The sequence below is a fragment of the Sorangium sp. So ce836 genome, assembly GCF_028553905.1.
Taxonomy (GTDB): Bacteria; Myxococcota_A; Polyangia; order Polyangiales; family Polyangiaceae; genus Sorangium; species Sorangium cellulosum_D.
The window spans coordinates 481,260-497,353 of record NZ_CP102233.1 but is presented as its reverse complement, the minus strand read 5'-3'; the positions used below and the strand labels follow the sequence as shown (position 1 = coordinate 497,353).

General features: G+C 71.2%; 14 protein-coding genes. 3 read left to right on the top strand and 11 right to left on the bottom strand.

Annotation, left to right across the window (positions count from 1 at the left end; all coding sequences use genetic code 11):
- Positions 1-10 precede the first annotated feature (10 nt).
- From NQZ70_RS01885 to NQZ70_RS01870, 4 genes are all read right to left on the bottom strand, one after another.
- Entirely contained in the window at positions 11-1,294 is a 1,284-nt protein-coding gene (locus tag NQZ70_RS01885) for a hypothetical protein (protein ID WP_129572692.1), read from the bottom strand.
- A 37-nt stretch (positions 1,295-1,331) separates the two neighbouring features.
- On the bottom strand, positions 1,332-1,970 hold the full coding sequence (locus NQZ70_RS01880) for a peroxiredoxin (RefSeq protein WP_129572691.1): 639 nt from the start codon (positions 1,968-1,970) through the stop codon (positions 1,332-1,334).
- A 196-nt stretch (positions 1,971-2,166) separates the two neighbouring features.
- Entirely contained in the window at positions 2,167-3,489 is a 1,323-nt protein-coding gene (locus NQZ70_RS01875; protein WP_129572690.1) for a S41 family peptidase, read from the bottom strand.
- Between the two features lie 162 nt (positions 3,490-3,651).
- Positions 3,652-4,326 (bottom strand): glutathione S-transferase family protein, encoded by a 675-nt coding sequence (locus NQZ70_RS01870; protein ID WP_129572689.1) that lies wholly within the window; start codon positions 4,324-4,326, stop codon positions 3,652-3,654.
- 65 nt (positions 4,327-4,391) lie between these two features.
- On the opposite strand from NQZ70_RS01870, the gene NQZ70_RS01865 reads away from it, so the two are divergent.
- Positions 4,392-5,216, top strand: coding sequence for a DUF6597 domain-containing transcriptional factor (locus NQZ70_RS01865; protein ID WP_129572688.1), 825 nt, complete (start codon positions 4,392-4,394; stop codon positions 5,214-5,216).
- 52 nt (positions 5,217-5,268) lie between these two features.
- On the opposite strand, the gene NQZ70_RS01860 is transcribed toward NQZ70_RS01865, so the two are convergent.
- From NQZ70_RS01860 to NQZ70_RS01835, 6 genes are all read right to left on the bottom strand, one after another.
- The gene (locus NQZ70_RS01860; protein WP_165373751.1) at positions 5,269-6,771 is read right to left on the bottom strand and encodes a S28 family serine protease; all 1,503 of its coding nucleotides are present in this window, start codon (positions 6,769-6,771) and stop codon (positions 5,269-5,271) included.
- 702 nt (positions 6,772-7,473) lie between these two features.
- Entirely contained in the window at positions 7,474-8,829 is a 1,356-nt protein-coding gene (locus NQZ70_RS01855; RefSeq protein ID WP_207217717.1) for an LLM class flavin-dependent oxidoreductase, read from the bottom strand.
- Positions 8,826-9,614, bottom strand: coding sequence for an ABC transporter ATP-binding protein (locus NQZ70_RS01850; protein ID WP_129572685.1), 789 nt, complete (start codon positions 9,612-9,614; stop codon positions 8,826-8,828). The genes NQZ70_RS01855 and NQZ70_RS01850 overlap by 4 nt, the downstream gene beginning before the upstream one ends.
- The gene (locus NQZ70_RS01845; RefSeq protein WP_129572684.1) at positions 9,590-10,507 is read right to left on the bottom strand and encodes an ABC transporter permease; all 918 of its coding nucleotides are present in this window, start codon (positions 10,505-10,507) and stop codon (positions 9,590-9,592) included. The genes NQZ70_RS01850 and NQZ70_RS01845 overlap by 25 nt, the downstream gene beginning before the upstream one ends.
- Complete coding sequence (locus NQZ70_RS01840; RefSeq protein WP_129572683.1) at positions 10,504-11,550, bottom strand: ABC transporter substrate-binding protein; 1,047 nt, start codon at positions 11,548-11,550, stop codon at positions 10,504-10,506. Before NQZ70_RS01840 ends, NQZ70_RS01845 begins: the two co-directional genes overlap by 4 nt.
- A 464-nt stretch (positions 11,551-12,014) precedes the next feature.
- Positions 12,015-12,974: a LysR family transcriptional regulator gene (locus tag NQZ70_RS01835; protein ID WP_129572682.1), complete on the bottom strand. Its 960-nt coding sequence runs from the start codon at positions 12,972-12,974 to the stop codon at positions 12,015-12,017.
- A gap of 45 nt (positions 12,975-13,019) precedes the next feature.
- Between NQZ70_RS01835 and NQZ70_RS01830 the strand changes: the two genes are divergently transcribed.
- Positions 13,020-13,964 carry a dioxygenase gene (locus tag NQZ70_RS01830; RefSeq protein WP_129572681.1) on the top strand — a complete coding sequence of 315 codons (945 nt, stop codon included), beginning with the start codon at positions 13,020-13,022 and terminating at the stop codon, positions 13,962-13,964.
- 21 nt (positions 13,965-13,985) lie between these two features.
- Complete coding sequence (locus NQZ70_RS01825) at positions 13,986-14,642, top strand: YceI family protein (RefSeq protein WP_129572680.1); 657 nt, start codon at positions 13,986-13,988, stop codon at positions 14,640-14,642.
- A gap of 49 nt (positions 14,643-14,691) precedes the next feature.
- Here the strand turns inward: NQZ70_RS01825 and NQZ70_RS01820 are convergent, their stop codons facing one another.
- Entirely contained in the window at positions 14,692-16,083 is a 1,392-nt protein-coding gene (locus NQZ70_RS01820) for a serine hydrolase (RefSeq protein ID WP_129572679.1), read from the bottom strand.
- Positions 16,084-16,094 lie beyond the last annotated feature (11 nt).

The window sequence follows — 16,094 nt, the reverse complement described above, 5'->3', positions numbered from 1 at the left end:
GGAAGAACGCCTATCCGTCGTCAGGCAGGTACAGCTTCACGTCGTCGAACTCGGCGGTGCCCTCATAATAGTTGATGTGCGGGTCGCCGAAGAAGAAGTGATCCGGGTACGCCGACCCCGCCGGCCAGGTCTCGAACGGCTCGCCGAAGTCGACCGTCTCGCCATAGCCCTGGCCCTCGAGCTCGTCGGGGCGCTGGTTGAAATGCCACGTCACCGGCGGCTCGCGAAACCCCCGCCGCGCCGCGTACGTCGTGAGGCCGCCGTGGTGGAACCTGCCCGCCGCGGACATCGCATACCCCTGGCCGTCGCGCTCGACGGTGAACACGTAGGTCTCCTTGTCGAGGTACTTGTCCACGAAGACGGGGCCGTCCTTCCACCCGCCGGCCGTGTACGACGTGAACCCGTTGCCGGTCCAGGGGCTCCCGAACGCGTCGCCGCGGAGCCAGATCATGCTCACGTACCGCGAGCCGTCCGGCTCGGCCCGGCCGGTCACGGGGTTCCAGACCGCCGACCAGGGGCCGTCGTCGCCGAAGTTGCTGTCGGTGTCCATCACGACCTTCCGGTGATGATGGATGAAGACGTTGTTGTGAGGCGCCGGCCGCGCGTGATCGGTGATGCAGAGAAAGTAAACGCCGTTTCCGAAGGTGGCGGACAGCGGCTTCGTGCTCCGATCGGTGAACCGCCACGGGTCGGCCACCTCGTCCCCGTCGTAGCCGTTGATCTTGCCCCCGTGCGTCCAGCTGCCCTCGCGCTGGCCGCCGAAGTCGATGTTGGAGACCGTCACCTCGACGCGGTACCGCGCCGGCAGCGGCGCGGTCGAGCGGAGGATCGCGCCGTCGTAATGGCGGGTCGAGACGAGCCTCGCCTTGCCGGAGACGGCCTCGAAGCGGCCGCCCGTCTCGGGCACGCCGTCGCGGTCGCTGTCCCGGCCGTACAGCTCGACCGTGAGCCAGCCTCCCTCGCCGTACGTGAAGGACTTCCGGAACGAGCGGAACCGCCGCAGGCCTTCGCGAAACGCCTCGCCGCCGCGCGCGGCGAAGAACTCGCCGTCGTCGTCGAAGACGTCGACGTGATACGGGCTCGCGTCGCCGTACGCGTCCTCGGTCCACGCCGCCGGCTCCTGGAAGGGGGCATCGAACGTCTCGTGGTGCACGAGCCGCCATCCGCGGCCGGCGGCCGGCGCCGCCGGCTTCGGGGCGTCGCCGGTCGCCCCGAGCGTGTCGCGCGCCGGCGCGCGCGAGCACGCCGCGAGCGTCACGGCGAGCGCCGCGAGGGGCCGCGTCGCGGATCGCATGCAGTCCTCAGCGCTCGCCGCGCCGCGCCGCGCCGCCTCAGCGGTTCGGCTGCGGGGTGAGGCGCAGGTACGGGCGAACGGCGTTGTAGCCCTTGGGGAACTTCTGCTTGAGGACCTCGGGATCCTGGAGCGAGGGGACGATCACCACGTCATCGCCGTCCTTCCAGTTCGCGGGCGTCGCCACGGAGTGGCTGTCCGTGAGCTGCAGCGAGTCGATGAGGCGCAGGATCTCGTCGAAGTTGCGCCCGGTGCTCGCGGGGTACGTGAACGTCGCGCGGATCTTCTTGTTCGGATCGATGACGAACACCGACCGGACCGTGAGCGTGTCGTTCGCCTGCGGGTGGATCATCCCGTACAGGGTGGACACCTTCCGGTCCACGTCGGCGAGGATCGGGTAGTTCAGCTTCGTGCGCTGCGTCTCCTCGATGTCGACGGACCAGCGCTTGTGCGAGTCGACGTCGTCGACGCTCAGGGCGATGGGCTTGACGCCGCGCTTGTCGAACTCCGCCTTGAGGTTGGCGACCGCGCCGAGCTCGGTCGTGCAGACGGGGGTGAAGTCCTTCGGGTGCGAGAACAGGATCACCCACGACTTCCCGGCCCACTCGTGGAACCGGATGGTCCCGTGCGTGGACTCTTGCTCGAAATCGGGCGCGATGCTTCCGAGTTGCAGGCTCATGACAGTCCTCCTGGCCGCGGGCCATGTGTCCGCTATGGCGGAGGAATGTCCGCCAAGCCGCGCATCGTGTCAAGCCGGTCGCTGCCGTCTTTTACGCCGGCGCGCCGGCGCACGCGGCCTGCCGGGCGGCGCCGGGCCGGGCGGCCGTACGGGCCCTGGCCCGGCGCGCGAGAAATCCGGTGAGGGCGAGAGCGCTTCAGAGCGCGCCGACCTCGCGCCGGAAGCCGTCCCAGGGGATCTCCGGCGGCGGGGCGGCGCGTCGTTCGCTTGCCTCGGCCGGCTGCGCCGGGGTGGAGCAAGCGCCGTGCTGCAGCAGGTGGAGGGCCTCTGCGAGGCACGCCTCGTCCGTGTCGCCGAGCTCCGCCTCGAGCGTGTCGGTGACGGGGCAGTCGGGGGCGAAGCCGTCGTAGAAATCGCCCTCTTCCTTGGCGTTGAGCACCCGGAACGAGATCGGGTGCACGATCTTGTCGCAATAGTCCCACCCGTGCATGCCGACGGGCTTGCCGTGCGTCGTCGAGCCGACGATCTTGACGTCGATGTAGGCGCGCAGGCTGTTGATCAGCGTCTCGCTCGCGGAGGCCGTGCCGCCCGTGGTGATGACGACCAGCCGGGACAGGGAGAGCGCCGGCTGGTCGAGGTCCTCGAACGAAGCCCGCTTGTCCCACGTGACGTGCCTGTCGTTGTGCGCGGTGATGTCGAGCAGCGCGCCTTTCTCCGCGGGCCGGTGGATGAGGCTCGCGAGGTGCCGCTCGACGGCGAGGCGCCCGCCGCCGTTGTAACGCAGATCGAGGACGAGCTCGTCGACGTGGTTCTCCCGGAACATCGCGAAGGCGTCGTCGAGCTCTTTCGTGGTGGGCTCGATGAACGTGGTGAGCATGAGGTAACCGACCGTCGCGGACCCCGCCTGCAGGATCCGCGGGCTCATCACCGTGGTGACGCCGTGCACCGCCTTCCGGACGGCGACGGTGAAGACCTCCTTGCCCGCGCGCTCGATCGTCAGCGAGAGCTCGTGTCCTTCCTCGTCGGGGCCCGTCACCTCCGACCAGAGGTTGTCGTTCGCCACCTGCTCGACATCGATCCCGTTGATCGCCAGCACCTTGTCGCCGCGCCGCAGGCCGGCGGCTCCGGCCGGCGAGGCGGGGTGGACCAGCGCGAGGCGGAGGCTGCCCTCCGGGTCGAAGCTCCACCGGTAGCCGAGCCCGAGGGTCTGCCCCTCCCGGAAATAGGCCTCGTAATCGCTCTTGCTCGAGATGTAGCTCCAGCGGTCCCGCGACGGGTCGGCGAGATCCCGGAGCAGCGCCTCGGGCGAGGGGTAGGATCGGGGATCGAGGTCCGGCACGCGGTCGTACCAGAGGTAGGCGTCCCGCATCAGGTCGAAGAGGAACTGGTTCTGTCCCGGCGTCGAACAGTCGTCCGCATCGGGATTCGTGGCGTCTGACGCGGTGCAGCCTCCGGTCATGGAGGCCGCCAGCGCGAGGGTGCATGTGGAGAGGACCGCAACAAGCTTCGAAGCGACCATGCCGCCCAGCTCATCATGAAGGCAAGGGGCGGGCAACGCCGATCTGGGGACCGGATCGCGCCCGGCGCCGCATGGCTCGCGCTCGTTCCGACGCGGACGAGCTGGGCGGCGAGGCTCGCTCGCGCTCCGTGCGCCGACGGTCCGCGGCGGCGCGTCGACGGGTCAGCTCGCGTGCGCCGCCGCCGCGACGGCCGCCTCGTGCGCCGCGGCGAGCTGCGCGTCGTCGGCCATGACCCGCGCGAACGACGGCCGGCTGCAGATCCGGGCGACGTAGGCGGTGATCTCCGGCAGCTCGGGGATGAGCTTGAACTGCGTCATCCACCGGAGCGCCGGACCCCAGAGGATGTCGGCCGCGGAGAGCCGCTCGCCGAGCAGGTAGGGGCCCTGTCGGAGCGCCTCCACGAGCGCGCCGAGCATCGTGTCGTAATCGCCGTAAGGCGACATGGCCGGCGGCGCGGGCTCGCGCTTCATCGCGCGATCGGTCATGGCCGGCTCGAAGCAAGACCCGTAGTAGACGAGCCAGCGGAGGTAGGGGCCTCGCTGCGGATCGCGAGGGGCCGGGGCCAGGCCCGCTTCCGGGAAGAGGTCGGCGAGGTAGATGAAGATGGCGACCTGCTCGGTGACGAGCGCGCCGTCGTGCACGATGGCGGGGACCTTCCCGAGCGGGTTCACCGCGAGGTAAGGCGCCTTGCGCTGCTCGCCGGCCTTCATGTTGAGGACGCGCAGCTCGTGCGGCGCGCCGAGCTCGTCGAGGAGGATGCGCGTGCCCGACGCGCGCGTGTTCGGTGAATGGTAGAAGACGAGGTTTCCCCGGGCGGGCGTGGTCGAATCAGCCATGTCGTACCTCCGGGCCGGACCCTACTGCCCGGGCTGGGCCGCGTATTGTAAAAGAGCGCCACGCGATGAGCCCGAGCATCCCCCCCGGAGGTCGCACCCTCGGCATCTTGAACCCCGCGGAGGGGCTCAAGCGCTTCGAGCTGCGCCGCCACGCGCCCGCGCCGGATCTGGCCGCGCTCGTCGACTGGCACTGGGTCGTCCGCTGGTCGCTCCCCGCGCCGTTCGAGCAGGAGATCCTGCCGCACCCCTGCGTCAACCTGGCGATCCAGGTGAACGGGTCGATCGTGAACGGGCTCGGGATGCGGCGCGAGGTCTCCCGGCTCGAGGGGACGGGGCGCGTCGTGGCCACGAAGTTCAAGCCGGGGGGCTTCTTCCCGTTCGTGCGCTGTCCGATGCGCCGGCTGGTCGATCGGGCCGTCCCGCTCGCGGAGGTCTTCAGCGACGCGGCGAGCGCGCTGGAGCGCGACGTGCTCGATCAGCCTGACGATCTCCTCGGGGTCCGGGCGATCGAGGCGCTCCTCCGGGCGCACAGGGGTCCTTCGGATCCGGGGCTCGACGAGGCGATGACGCTCGCCGCGCGCGCGCAGGGGGATCGCGACATCCACCGCGCCGAGGATCTCGCGCGGATCGCAGGGGTCTCGGTCCGCACGCTGCACCGCGCGTTCGAGCGGTACATCGGGGTCGGGCCCAAGTGGATCATCCGGCGATCCAGGGTCCAGGAGGCCGCGGAGCGCGTGGCGTCGGGGGCGTCCGTCGCGTGGGCGGCGCTCGCGACCGAGCTCGGGTATCACGATCAGGCGCACCTGATCCGTGATTTCAAGGCGCAGGTCGGGTTCACGCCCGCCGCCTACGCGGCGCGGTGCGCGGCGGCGGCGGCGGCCCGGGGGTGACCCCGTGGGAGGAGCGATAGGATAGGTTTTTTCGTGGGCGACGCGGCGCTGTCTAGTCGCGCGACATCCAGCGCCGGCCCCGGAGCAGGGGTCGCAGGGCCGCCGGCTCGGGGCGGCTCGGCGCGACGCCCGTCCAGGATTCGAGCGCTCCGAGGGCGAGCGCCTGGTCGGCCGGCGCGAGCGAGAGGATGACGGCGCCGTGGGTGCCGCCGGGCGCGATGAAACGGTGGGAGTCGCGGGCGGCGCCGATGTCGAAGGCGGCCGCGGTGTACGGATCGTTTTCGCCGTAGATGAACAGCAGCCGTTCGCCCTCGGTGGTGAGCCAGGCGGAGATGTCCTGCATGGCCCTGGGATCGAAGCTCGGGGTCTTGCCGGGCCCGGCCTCGACGAACGAGGTGGGCACGTTCGCGCCGGGGTAGAGGAGCAGATCGGCGATGTGCTCCTCCGCGAAGCTCGGGTAGCCGAGCTCTGCCGCGGCTTGCCAGTAATACGGCTCCATGGCGAGGAGGTAGGGGTCGGACCAGAGGCGGGGGGCGTTCGCCTCGTCGAGGAAGGCCCAGACGGCGGCGTCGTCCGACGCGGCGGTGGGGACGCGCGCGCAGAAGCTCGAGTCCTTGTATTGCCAGAGGGAGAAGACGGACTCGATGACGGCGATGTCGAGGGCCCTGTCGATGCCGAGGAGGTCATAGGTGACGTCGAGCTCGGCGGCCTCGGCTTCCATGAGGTCGCGCATGGCGGGGCGGCGCAGCAGCACCTCGCGCTGGAAGTGCTGGAGGGCCTGCCGGCATGCGGGGTCGCCGCGCTCTGCCACGAAGTCGCGGTAGCGCGGGTCGGAGACGCCTGCGCTGTGCGGGGCCACGTACGCCACGGTGCCGTCGACGTCGGCGGGGTAGAAGCGGCGATGGTAGATCGCGGTCATGCCGCTTTTGCTGGCGCCGGTGGAGATCCAACGGCCCTCGTAGAGCGGGCGGAGCGACGCGATGACGCGGTGGAGGTCGGCGGCGGCCTGCTCGATGGTGAGCAGCGACCAGTCCGCGGGCGCGGGGCGGGAGGGGGTGAAGAAGCGGTGCTCGACGCGGAGCTGGTTGGCGGCGAGCAGCTCGGCGGGCTCGTCGAGCCACTGCGCGTCGGGATAGAGGTTGTAGCCCTCGGAGACGAGGACGACGGGCGCTGCGGGATCGCGGTAGTGCAGGAGGAGGCGCTGCTGGAACCGCGCGGCGTCGGGGTGGTCGTGGTCGGCGGGCTGGTCGAGCTCCAGGACGAAGTAGCGGTAGCCCGGGAGGCTCGAGTCGTGCTCGACGGCGGTGAGGCCGTCGATGGCCTGGAGCTGATCGAGGAGGTCGCGCGAGGCGGTGGTGCCGGCGCCGCCGCCGGTGCCGGCGCTGCCGCCGGTGCCGGCGCTGCCGCCGGTGCCGCCGGTGCCGGCGCTGCCGCCGGTGCCGGCGCTGCCGCCGGTGCCGGCGCTGCCGCCGGTGCCCGCGCTGCCGCCGGTGCCCGCGCTGCCGCCGGTGCCGCCCTCCCCCGGAGCGCCCGCGCTGCCGGTGCCACCGCCCACGCCAGCTGCACCGCCGTCACCGCCACTGCCCTCAGACGGCAGGTCGCTGCCGTCGTCATCTCCACAGGCGGCAACCGCCAAGGCGGACAGGGTGATGGCAAACCATGTAGCAAAAAGAGTGCGCATGTCGGACGCAGGCTACATGAACGGGCGCTCGTCTCCTCCGGATTTGATAAGAAAGTCGCGTGGTTGTGACTCGTCAAACGGGCTTACCCGACCGGGGTTGGGCTCCCGAGATGCCGCCTTCTCCCGACCGGCCTTATCCGACCCAGGTTGGGCTTACCCGACCGGGGGTGGGGCACTTTGTATTTTAATTTACTTATGGCTCGCCTGAGCAGCTCACCGGCGCCTGCTGCTCGCCCGACCGGGGTTGCGGGTCCGGCCAGGCCGCCCGACCCGGGTTGCGCGGTGGGTTACCTGAACCGGGCTCACCCGACCGGGATTGGGGTTCTGACCCTGACCCGGGTTGCGGGCCGCCTCGGCCGGCCGCCCGACCGGGGTTGAGGTCTCCGACCCGGGTTGCGGGCTGGCCACCCGACCGGGGTTGAGCTTCTGCCGCCCGACCGGGGTTGAGGTCTCCGACCCGGGTTGCGGGCCGACCGGGATTGAGCTTCCGCCGCCCGACCGGGGTTGAGCTTCCGGCGCAGGTTCCGGCGACCCAGGTTGCGGCCCAACCAGCCGGCAGCCCAACCGTAATTCAGCTCACTCCGCCGCCTCGACCAGCTCCTGACCGTGGTTGCGGTTCGCCGCCGGCCGCGGCAGCCCGTAGTTCTCGCGCAGCGTCCTGCCCTCGTACTCCGTCCTGAACAGCCCGCGCCGTTGCAGGATCGGCACCACGTGCTCGACGAACGCCGCGAGCCCCGACGGCAGCACCGGCGGCATGACGTTGAACCCGTCGGCCGCCCCCTGCTCCCACCAGTGCTGAACCGCGTCCGCCACCTGCTCCGGCGTGCCGGCGAACGTCCGGTGCCCCCGGCCGCCGCCCAGCCGGCCGATGAGCTGACGCACCGTCAGCCGCTCCCGCCGTGCCAGGCTCACGATCAGCGTGTAGCGGCTCTTCGCCCCCTCGATCTGATCCTCGCTCGGCAGATCCCTCGGCAGCTCGGCGTCCAGATCGAGCTCCTCCGGCTTCACCCGCAGCGTCTGCGCGAGCTGCCGCTTCGCATACTCCGGCTTGATGAGCCGCTCGAGCTCCGCGTCGAGCGCCTTCGCCTCCGCCTCGGTGGCCCCGATCACCGGCACGATCCCAGGCAAGATCTTGATCGACTCCGGATCGCGCCCCAGCCCCCGCACCCGCGCCTTCAGATCGGTATAGAACTGCTGCGCGTCCTCCAGCGTCTGCTGCGCCGTGAACACCGCCTCGGCGTACCGCGCCGCCAGCTCCTTGCCGTCGTCCGACGATCCGGCCTGCACCAGCAACGGATACCCCTGCGGCGGGCGCGGCACGTTGAGCGCCCCCTCGACCTTGAAGTACTTGCCCACGTGCCGCGGCGGATGGATCTTCCGGTCGTCGCCCCAGAGCCCGTTCTCCTTGTCGCCGACCGGCGCGTCGTCGTCCCAGCTGTCCCACAGCTTCAGCGACACATCGATGAACTCCGCCGCCCGGGCATACCGGTCGCTGTGCGCCGGCAGCTCGTCCAAATTGAAGTTGCGCGCCGCATCCACGCCCGCGGTCGTGACGATGTTCCACCCGGCGCGCCCCCCGCTGATGTGATCCAGCGACGCGAACCTCCGGGCCAGGTTGAACGGCTCGTTGTACGTGGTCGAGGCGGTGGCGATCAGCCCGATGTGCTCGGTCACGCCCGCGAGCGCCGCGAGCAGCACCGTCGGCTCGAGCGTCCCGGCCGGCCTGCGGCCGACGTTGTTCCAGAGCACCGGGCTGTCGGCGAGGAACAGCGAGTCGAGCTTCCCCCGCTCCGCGATGCGGGCCAGGTTCTTGAAATGCTCGATGTTCGTGTTCGCGAACGGATCGCTCTCCGGCAAGCGCCACGAGGCCTCGTGGTGGCCTACGCTCATGAGAAACGCGTTGAGATGCAGTCGTCCGGGCCGATGGGTCACGGGGCACTCCCTTCCAGTTCAGAGCCAGAATCGGTGTCTTCGGTCGAGGCCGCGGCCGGCGCGACGCCCAGCGCGGCCAGCAGCGACTCGCGGTACGCGAGGAAGCGGGGATCGCGGAGCGGGCGCGGGGCCGGCAGATCGATGCGCCGCTCCTCGGCGATGCGGCCGCCTTCGAGCACCAGCACCCGGTCGGCGAGCGCGATCGCCTCGTCGACGTCGTGGGTGACCAACAGCACGGCCGGCCGGTGCCGCGCGCACAGCTCGCGCAGCAGATCGTGCATGCGCATCCGGGTCAGGGCGTCGAGCGCGCCGAACGGCTCGTCGGCCAGCACGAGCTCCGGGTCGCGCACCAGCGACCGCGCCAGCGCCACCCGCTGCTGCTCGCCGCCGGACAGCTCGACAGGCCACGCGCGCTCCCGCCCCGCCAGCCCGACCTCCGCGAGCGCCGCCTCCCCGCGCGCCCGCGCCGAGGGCGCGTCGAGCCCCAGGATCACGTTGTCGAGCACGCGCGCCCACGGCAAGAGCCGCGTGTCCTGGAACACGACCGCTCGATTGTCCGGCACGTGCAGCTCGCCCGAGCCGGTCACCTCGAAATCGAGCTCGGCGATCGCCCGCAGCAGCGTGCTCTTGCCGGATCCGCTCCGGCCGAGCAGCGCGACGAACTCGCCCCGCTGGATCTCGAGATCGATGCCGTCGAGGACCGTGCGGGCGCCGAAGCGGCGAACCAGGTTGCGGATCCGCACCGTGGGCGGCGGCGCGGTCAGCCGGCCAGGATGCGACGCCATGACAGGGTCCTTCTCTCGATGAGCCGCACGGCCGAGTCGGAGGCCAGGCCGAACAGCCCATACACGACGAGCCCGAGGAGGATGATCTCCGTCTGGCCGTACGAGCGGGCCAGCGACATCATGTGACCGATGCCGCTCGTGGCGTTGATCTGCTCGACCACGACGAGCGCCAGCCACGCGCCGGTGACCGCCAGCCGGAGGCCCATGAGGAAGCCCGGCAGCGCCCCCGGCAAGGCCACCTTCCGGATGAACTGCCACCGCGTCAGGCGGACCGTCTCGGCCAGCTCCACGTAGCGCGCGTCGATGGTGCGCAGCGCAGCGTGGGTGTGCACGTAGACCGGGATGACCACGCCGAGGGCGATGGTGAGCACCTTCATCTGCTCGCCGATGCCGAACCACAGGATCAGCAGCGGAATCAGCGCGAGCGTCGGTATCGCGCGCTTGATCTGCACCGGCCCGTCCACGAGCGCCTCGCCGATGCGGGTCAGCCCGGAGAGCAAAGCCAGGACCGTGCCGAGGCCCACCCCGAGGGCGAGCCCCAGGAACGCGCGCTGCGCCGACGTGAGCAGGTTGGACAGGAGCCGCCCGTCGGCGATCAGGTCGCGCGCCGTGCTCACCACGGTCCACGGCGCGGAGAGCACGCGCGCGTCGAGCGCGCCGGTCGCCGACGCGACGGCCCAGACGGCGAGCAGCAGCGCCGGGCCGAGCGCCAGGCCGTACGGGATGCGCCGGCCCGGGCCGAGCCGGCGCGACGAGCGGCGGACGGCGGACGGGCCGCGGACCGGCGGCGCGCCCGCGCCGATCTGCGGCGAGGAGACCTCGGTCGTCGCGGTGAGATCCGGGATGCTGGCGAGGCGCGACGATGAGGCCCTCGTGGGCAGTGCGGTGGTCATGGCGTGCTCCTCCCGGCCGTCGCCGGCCGGTCCGTCGGTCCGGCGCCCTGGGCGGCGCCGGCCACCTCCGCCCCGATCGTCTGGAAGCGAAGGTCGAAGATCGTCCTGGCCTCGAAGCGCTTCTGGCCAGAGGCCTCGGCGAGCAGATCGACGGTCTCCTGGGTCAGCGCGATGGCCTCGGTCCAGTCGGCCGGGTATTGCGGCTTGCCGGCGGACTCGATGAGGAAGCGCCCCTCCCTCGCCGTCAGGCCCTGATCCTTGACGTAATAGGCCTCGATCCACGCCTCCGGGTGCTCGTACGCCCACAGCTGGGCCCTGGTCCGCCACTTGGCGTACTCGACCAGCGCGGCCGCCTTGTCGGCGTTCTCGAGCGCGGCCGTGCGCACGTAGAGGAAGCCGAGATTGTCGCGGACCCCGTGCGGGATCGACGAGGCGCCCTCGGCGCGGTACTCGTTCAGGTAGCGCAGGAGGATGATGCCGGACAGCGGCGCGACGTCGACCTGGCGGCTGGTGAGCGCCTCCTTGAACTCGCTGCTGCTCAGCTGGACGAGCGTGACGTCCTGCGGCGACAGCCCGGCCTTCTTGAGGACGCGCTGGACGAGCGCGCCCTGCGCCTGTCCCGGCGAATACGCGATCTTCTTGCCGCGGAGATCCTGGATCGACGCGAGCCGCACGCCCGGCGCCGTGGCCAGCTCGTAGATGGGCTTTTCTCGGACCTGCACCGTGATGATCTTCACGTCGAGCCCGGTGAAGGTGGCGTGGATGGGCGGCGTGTCGCCGACCGCGCCCGCGTCGAGGGCGCCGGCGCGGAACGCCTCGACGGTCTGCGGCCCACCGCTGATGTTCTGCCAGTCGACGCGGAACGGCAGCCGGTCGATGTCGCCCGAGAGCTGGAGTTGCTTCTGCACCGTCGGATCACCGATGCTGAGCCGCGTCTCTCGCGGGAGCTCGGCCGGGATCGCGGCGTCCAGGGCGAGCCGGGCGCCGGCGCTCGCCTCGCCCTCGCGCTTGCACCCGGGCAGGGCGAGCAGCGCCGCGAGCACCAGAAGAAAGCGTTTCCTGTCGATGAACGTGCGCAGATGGACCTCGGTGCGCGGCTGGAAGCGGGGCCGCTCCTCCGGCGCGCGGGCGCCGCCCCGCCGCCGATCCGGCGCCGGAGAGGGTTCCGTGAGAGACGCTGAGAGGAGCAGCGGTTACGGCGGTGGACGCGACCCATCCGCGGGAGCGCCGCGCGGCGACGGAACAGCAACACCCATGCCGCCCCGCGGCTCGCCCCCTGACGGCGGCGGTCCATGGGCCCGCGCCCGCCGCCGCGCAGCGCCCGGCGGCGGGGCTGCGGTCGCGCTGCTTCCCTAGAAGCAGCCGGTGGTGATCCGCTGCACGGGCGCGAGCACGGCCGGCGTCCGTCCGATCGCGCGACGCGGCCGGCGTCCGTCCGATCGCACGGCTCGTCCGTCGTGTCTCCCGACCGGGAGGCGCCGGCCGGGAGACACGACGGACGAGCCCGCTATCGTGCGCCGGGGGCCTCGCGCCGCCCCTGGACGCCGAAGGCGTCGAGCAGGTAGTCGCGGAAGGCGCGGATCTTCGACGGAAGGAAGCGCGTCCCCGGGTGCACGAGGTAGAGGGGAGCAGCGCCGTCGATCGCGTGATCCTTGAGCACGGGCACGAGCCGCTTCGCGTCGAGATCGCTCCGCACGTTGACCGCGGGGACGAGCGCGATCCCGGCCCCGGCCAGCGCGGCCTCGCGGCAGAAGGAGTAGTCGGACGCCGCGATCGCGGCGCGCACCCGGAGCTCGGCGCGGTCGCCGCCGTCGCGCGGCTGCAGCCCGATCGTCGCGTGCCCGCGGGCGGTCTGGGCGAGGAGCAGCCGGTGCCCCGCGAGGTCCTCGGGCCTGCGCACGGGCCCGTGCTTGCGGAGGTAGGCCGGCGCCGCGAACAGCCCCATCTCGATGTGCTGCAGCCTGTAGGCGATGAGCGACGAGTCCGGGAGGCTCGCGGTCGCGCGCAGGGCCACGTCGATCTGGTGGGCGTCGAAGTCGAGGAGCGCCTCGGTGAGGAGCATCTCCACCGAGATCTCCGGGTAGCGCTCCGCGAAGCCCGCCGAGAGCGGCGCCAGCATGCTCAGCCCGAGATCGAACGGCGCGGTCACCCGGAGGTGCCCGCTCGGCTTGGCGCGCGCCTGCTGCACCGCCGCGTGCGCGTCCTCCAGGAGCTCGAGCGCCCGGCCCACCCGCATCCGGTAGGCGACGCCGTCCTCCGTGGCCTGCACCCGCCGCGGGCTGCGCCGCAGCAGCTCGACGCCGAGCGCGTGCTCCAGGCGGGTGATGCGGCGGCTGACGCTGCCCTTGGTCTCCCCCAGCGTCCTCGCGGCCGCCGTGATCGACCCGAGATCCACGACCAGGCAAAAGGCCCGCAGATCGAGCAGATCCGCGTCGATGGTTTCCTTTTTGACAACCTGGAGTTTCATTGTGGGGGTATTGTACCATTCCCGGAAACGACCTAGGGTTCGCTCATGGATCGCCGGGCCGCGCTGAAGCTCCTCCTCGCCGCGGGCGGGGCCGCGCCCATCGCGGGCGCCTGCGGGCGCTCGACGCCGACGGCATCGAGCTCGGCTCCGACAACCGGCGCGACGTCGATCGCGACCGAGGGAGGTACCATGTCCGAGACCCACGACAAGGCCCACGCCGGGCGCATGCCGGCCCTCTTCCTCGCGCACGGCTCTCCGTTCTTGCTCGACGATCGCGCGTGGGTGGCCGAGCTCCACGCCTGGGCGCAGGCGATGCCGCGCCCCAAGGCGATCTTGATGCTCTCGGCCCACTGGGTCGACGCGCCGGTCACCCTCGGGGCCACCGAGACCGTGCCCCTCGTCTACGACTTCTACAACTTCCCCGAGAAGTACTACCGCGTGACGTACCCCGCGCCCGGCGCCCCCGCGCTCGCGCGGCGCGTCCGGGAGCTGCTCGGCCGCGTCGGGCCGGTCGCCGAGGATCCGCGCCGGGGCCTCGATCACGGGGCCTATGTGCCGCTCCTCTGCATGTACCCGGACGCGGACATACCGGTGCTCCAGGTCTCGTTACCGACGCTTTCTCCAGCCCCGCTCCTCGAGATGGGGCGAGCGCTCGCGCCGCTGCGCGACGAGGGGGTGCTGCTGATCGGCAGCGGTTTCTTGACCCATAACCTGCGCGCGGCAGACTGGCGTGGTGATGCGGTCGCGCAGCCCTGGGCCACGGAGTTCGATGCCTGGTGCGCCGAGGTCCTCGGGCGCCGGGACGTGGACGCGCTGCTCGATTACCGCAGGCGCGCGCCGGGGGTGAAGATGGCGCTCCCGACGCACGAGCATTTCGTACCGGTCGTCGCCGCCCTCGGGGCGTCGATCGACGTGAGCGAGGCTGCGGTGTTCCCCATCACGGGGCTCACCTATGGCTCGTTCACGAAGCGTTCTGTGCAGTTTGGCTGACCGACAAGGAGAATGTCTCTCATGATCACCCCCCGCATCGTTCGCCTCGCGCTCCCCGCCGCTCTCCTGCTCTCGCTCGCGGGCTGCGAGGATCCGACGAAGGACAAGCCCAAGGCGACCGTCTCGTCCGCCGCGCCGGCGCAGACGCAGGCGGCCGCGCCCACGGGCGCCGCCGAGACGTTCCCCATCGACGCGGCCGCGTCGACCATCGGCTTCGTCGGCTCGAAGGTCACCGGCAAGCACGAGGGCAAATTCGAGAAGATCTCGGGCTCGATCACGCTCGCCGGCGGCAAGGCCGCGGGCGGCAAGCTCAGCATCGAGGCCGACACCACGTCGGTGAAGACCGACGCGGAGAAGCTCGACGGCCACCTCAAGTCGGCGGATTTCTTCGATGTCGAGAAGTTCCCGAAGGCGACCTTCACCTCGACCGAGATCAAGGCCGGCGGGGACAACGGCGCGACGCACACCATCACCGGCGAGCTCGATCTGCACGGGGTGAAGAAGACCATCACCTTCCCCGCGACCCTCTCCGAGGGCGCGGACGCCGTCTCGGGGAACGCAGAGTTCGTGATCAACCGGAAGGATTTCGGGATCGTCTATCCGGGCAAGCAGGACGACCTGATCCGCGACGACGTGCTGCTGAAGCTCTCGCTCAAGGCGCCGCGCAAGCAGGGTTGAGCGCCGGCGAAAACCCGGGGGTGCCGCCCGCGCCGGCGGCGCGGGCTCATCACTCGCACAGGGCGGTGTCGACGAGGTCGAGGATCTCCATGTAGGCCTCCTCGGCGCCCTCTTCGCCATACAGGAAGTACGGCAGCACCGTGACGGCGACGGTGACGGCGCGGCCGTCCTCGGTGACGCCGCCGCGGGTGTGGTAGCCGGGGATGTCGCCGCCGTGGCCCCAGACGACGCCGCCGCAGCTCAGCGGGGTGCTGACCACGCCGAGCCCGTACTGGGCGCCGGGCCACATGCCGGGGGCGTCGACGGTGGTGCGCATCTCCTCGAGCTGCGCCGGATCGAGCAGCTCGCCGCCGAAGAGGGCGGCAAAGAAGCGGTTGAGGTCGCTCGGGGTCCCGATCACCTGTCCGGCGGCCCACCCCCACGACGTGTCCAGCTCGGTGACGTCCTGCAGCGGCTCACGGGGCACGTCCGTGTGATAGCCCTTCACATGGCACCCCCGGATGTCCTGCTCCCCGACCTCGGGGAGATAGGTGTCGCGCAGCCCGATGCGGTCGATGATCCGGCGCGAGATCTCCTCGTTCAGCGGGCGGCCGGTGACCTTCTCGATGATCAAGCCGGCGAGGACGTAGTTGGTGTTGCTGTACGCCCACTCGGTGCCGGGGGCCTTCCCCGGCTGCGACAGCCCCATGTCGAGCAGGGTGTAGGGGTCGAAGTAGGTGTGCTGGATCTTGAAGACGCCCTCGGCCAGGAGCACGTCATCGTAGTCGGGCAGCCCGCTCGTGTGCTGGAGCAGCTGCCGGACCGTGATCTCGCGGCCGTCGATGCCCTCGCCGCGGACCAGGTCCGGCAGGTACGTCTCGACCGGCGCGTCGAGGTCGACCTTGCCTTCGCCGACGAGCTGCAGGACGACCACGGCGGTGAAGGTCTTGCTGTTGCTTCCGAAGCGCACCAGCCCGTCGACGGGCACCTTCGCCTGCGTCTCCAGGTCGGCGAAACCGGCGGCGTAGTGGTGGGTGTTCCCGTCGGGGTCGACGACGGCGGCCAGGACGGCGGGGTACTTGCGGTCGCTCACCATGCTGTCCATGACCTGCTGCACCGGGTCGTCAGGATCGGTGTTGGCGCCGTTCGTGGAGCCGTCGGAGCACTCGCCCGACGGGGTGTCATCACCGCCGCTGCCGCCCTCGCCGCCATCGCCGTCGCTGCCGCCCTCATCGCCGCTGCCGCCCTTGCCGCCATCGCCGTCGCTGCCGCCCTCGCCGCCCGTGCTGCTCGTGGCGTCGATGTTCGCCGGGGCCTCGTCGTCGTCGCAGCCCGCGAGGAGGGCCGAGGAGCCGAGCAGCGCCGCGAGGAGGGCCATCGAGAAGACATCGCGCAAGCGCCTCGCAGCGGCGCCGGCGACATGGGTTCTCGGAGAGGTGGAACGATGGTGCATGGACTTCATGGTTGGCTCCT